Origin of the sequence: Intrasporangium sp., from assembly GCF_039812505.1 — a bacterium.
In the GTDB taxonomy this organism is placed as follows: domain Bacteria; phylum Actinomycetota; class Actinomycetes; order Actinomycetales; family Dermatophilaceae; genus Intrasporangium_A.
Genome location: NZ_JBDIAQ010000245.1, coordinates 1 through 3191, shown reverse-complemented (window position 1 = coordinate 3191; position 3191 = coordinate 1). Strand labels below are relative to the sequence as shown.

Annotated in this window: 4 protein-coding genes and 1 pseudogene; all 5 read left to right on the top strand. The window is 71.5% G+C overall.

Annotation, left to right across the window (positions count from 1 at the left end; translation table 11 throughout):
- Positions 1 to 314: hypothetical protein (locus WMI84_RS17725; protein ID WP_347355096.1), on the top strand; the 314-nt coding region annotated here is incomplete at its 5' end.
- Between the two features lie 77 nt (positions 315 to 391).
- Entirely contained in the window at positions 392 to 754 is a 363-nt protein-coding gene (locus WMI84_RS17720; protein WP_347355095.1) for a WhiB family transcriptional regulator, read from the top strand.
- Entirely contained in the window at positions 754 to 2298 is a 1545-nt protein-coding gene (locus tag WMI84_RS17715; RefSeq protein ID WP_347355097.1) for a replication initiator, read from the top strand. The genes WMI84_RS17720 and WMI84_RS17715 overlap by 1 nt, the downstream gene beginning before the upstream one ends.
- 16 nt (positions 2299 to 2314) lie before the next feature.
- Entirely contained in the window at positions 2315 to 2527 is a 213-nt protein-coding gene (locus tag WMI84_RS17710) for an excisionase family DNA-binding protein (RefSeq protein WP_347355094.1), read from the top strand.
- A gap of 56 nt (positions 2528 to 2583) precedes the next feature.
- Positions 2584 to 3191, top strand: a pseudogene (locus tag WMI84_RS17705) (hypothetical protein); the annotation flags it as partial.

Here is a 3191-nt window from a genome sequence, read left to right as displayed (position 1 = left end):
GCGCCCTCAACCACGCGACCCGGCCCGGTGGGCCGCTCCCGCCGCCGGACGTGTACGAGGTGCTCGGCACCCTCACCAGCCTCGCGCACGGCCTGGCCCAGGCGCTGCGGCAGCTCTCGGCCGGCCTGGCCGCCTCGGTGGCCGTGTACGCCCTGTATGAGGACGACGGCGGCAACCCCGAGGAGTCCATCTGCTACGCCATGGAGGCCCTGCGCGCCGGCGCGGAGTCCGCCACCACGCTCGGGAGGCTCATCGGGGCCGGCCAGGAGGACATCAGCCGCACCGGCATCCACCCAGCCGCGGGGCAGCCGTGAACACCCGGGCCCGGACGCACCGCCCGTCCTCGTCGTCTCGGCGTCCCCGCCGGCCCCGGGCGAAGGCAGAGCCGGGGGTGTGGCTGCGCGAGTACGGGGTCCCGGTCAAGGGCCTCAACCCGGCCGGTGGCCCCAGCGTGGCGACGCTGTCCCGGCCCGGCTGGAAGACCACCGGCTCTTGTGTCGGGGCGAACGCCGAGCTGTGGTTCAGCGAGCCCCGCACCGGCAGGGCCCACCGCGCCGCCGCGATCTGCGCGGCCTGCCCGATCCGGGAGCTGTGCCTGGCCGCCGCGCTCGTGTTCGACGAGGAGTACGGCATCTGGGGCGGGCTGACCCCCGCCGGCCGGCGCCCGTTCGTGGCCCGGCTACAGGCCGGCCAGCCGCTCGGCATCGTGCTGGCCGACGCGCTCGATCAGGCCGGGGATGTGGTCGCGGCGTGATGGACCACCAGCTGACCGCCGAGGTGACCCGCGAGGTCGCCCTGAAAGAAGGCGTGTGCATCCACCCGGTGCTGCACCAGGTCACCGACCTGGCAACCGGGAGCGTGACCACCGTGGTCATGCCGTGCCGGGCCACCCGCGAGAGCCGCTGCCCCTCCTGCGCCGCCGCCGCCCGACGGGTCCGCATCCAGCAGTGCACCGAGGGCTGGCACCTCGAACACGAACCCGAACCCCCCACCGTCAGAACCGGAGACGCCCAACACCCCGACGACGAGGTCGAGGCCGACGAAGATGACGAACCCGCCGCGGACGACGACGAGCCTGAGCCGGGGCGGCGCACCCGGTCCACCCGCCGCCGCAGTGACGCTCCGGACCTGCCGGTCAAGCCGGTGCAGAACCGCACCGTCGGCACCGTGTTCGAAGGCGCCAACGGGCGCCGCTACCGGCCCTCGATGTTCGTCACCCTCACCCTGCCCTCCTACGGCCGGGTCACCCCCGGCAAAGGGGTCCCCGTCGACATGGACGAGTACGACTACCGCACCGCCGCCCTGGACGCGATGCACTTCCCGAAGCTGCTCGACCGGTGGATGCAGAACCTGCGCCGCTGCGCCGGCTACAAGGTGCAGTACTTCGGCGCCATCGAGGCCCAACGCCGCCTCGCCCCGCACTTCCACGTCGCCCTACGTGGCGCCATCGCCCGCCAGGTCATCCGGCAGGTCACCCGCGCCACCTACACCCAGATCTGGTGGCCCCCCTTCGACCAGATCCGCTACGAGCCGGGCAGCTACCCGGAGTGGGACGGGCTCGACTACCTCGACCCGGCCACTGGTCGCCCGCTGACCACGTGGGATCAGGCGATGCGCGCCCTCGACGAGGACCCCGACGCGCGGCCCGCGCACACCCTCGGCTTCGGCACACAGGTCGACATCCAGGGCGTGCTCGGCGGCACCCCCGACGCGGACCGGACCGTCCGGTACCTGACCAAGTACCTGACCAAGTCCATCGCCGACACGTACAGCCAGCCCGGCGGGTCCGACGCCGGCTACGAGGCGCACATCGCCCGGCTGCACGCCCAGGTGCAGGTGCTGCCCTGCTCACCGGCGTGCAGCAACTGGCTGCGCTACGGGATCCAGCCCAAGGACGCCGGCCCGGGCCTCGTGCCCGGCCGGTGCCACTCGAACGCGCATACCTGGGAAGACCTGGGGATCGGCGGGCGACGGGTGCAGGTCTCGCGCGGCTGGTCCACCAAGACGCTCGCGCAGCACCGCGCCGACCGCGCCGACGTCGTCCGGCAGGTCCTGCAAGCCGCCGGGTACGCGCCACCCGAGGCGGACCGGATGTCCACCCAAACCCTCACCGAGGACGGCAGACCGCGCTACCAGTGGCACGCGCACGCCATCCCACCCGAGCAGGCCACCGGCGCGATCCAGGCCGCGATCGCCGAACGGCGCCGCTGGCACGCCGAGTACGAACACGCGAAACAGCTCGCCACGGGTGCCGACCCCCCTGTGGACAACCATTCGGCAACCCGACCGGCAGTGTGAGAGAAGGGAACCAGCGATGAGTGAGCTGGATGGTGTGGAGCGTCTCCTGACGATGTCGCAGGCCGCCGAGATGCTCGGGACGGGCGAGCGGTTCCCGCGTCGCCTGGTCGCGGAACGGCGGATCAGGTTCGTCAAGCTCGGGCGCCATGTGCGCTTTCCCGAGTCCGCGATTCGCGAGCTTATCGAGCAGGGTACGGTCCCGGCCGTGCGGCGAGACTGCACACGCTGATGCGTCCCAAACGGGTCCGAGGCTCTTTCCGGCGGCTTCCTTCGGGGCGCTGGCAGGTGCGCTATACCGGCCCCGACGGGCTGCGCCGGAATCTGGAGCAGACCTACCGGACCAAGGCGGACGCCGAGGCGGCCTGGTCGATGGTGGCCGGCCAGATGGCATCGCAGCGATGGGTGGACCCTGACCGAGGTCGAGCGACGTTGCGGTCCTTTGGTCAAGCCTGGATCGCCGAGCGGGCCGGGCTCTCTGCCCGGACGCGCGAGCTCTATTCCTTGCTGCTGCGCAGGCACATCGCTCCAGGTCTGGGGTCGGTGGAGTTGCGTCATCTGACTCCGGAGCGGGTTCGCGCGTGGAGACAGGGGCTGCTGGACCAGGGCGTTGGGCAGAGCACCGTGGCGAAGTCGTACCGACTTCTCAGCGCGATCTGTGTGACGGCCGTGGATGACGATGTGATCCATCGGAATCCTTGTCGTATCAGGGGTGCCGGGACTGAGACCGCTCCGGAGCGGCCGGTGCTCACGCTCGAGGAGGTGATGCGGCTTGCGGACGAGATCGCCCCCCGGTACCGGCTGCTCGTACTACTGGCCGCGTTCGGGTCTTTGCGTTGGGGCGAGTTGATGGCCCTGACTCGTGCCGACATTGACCTGGACTCGATGACGCTGGT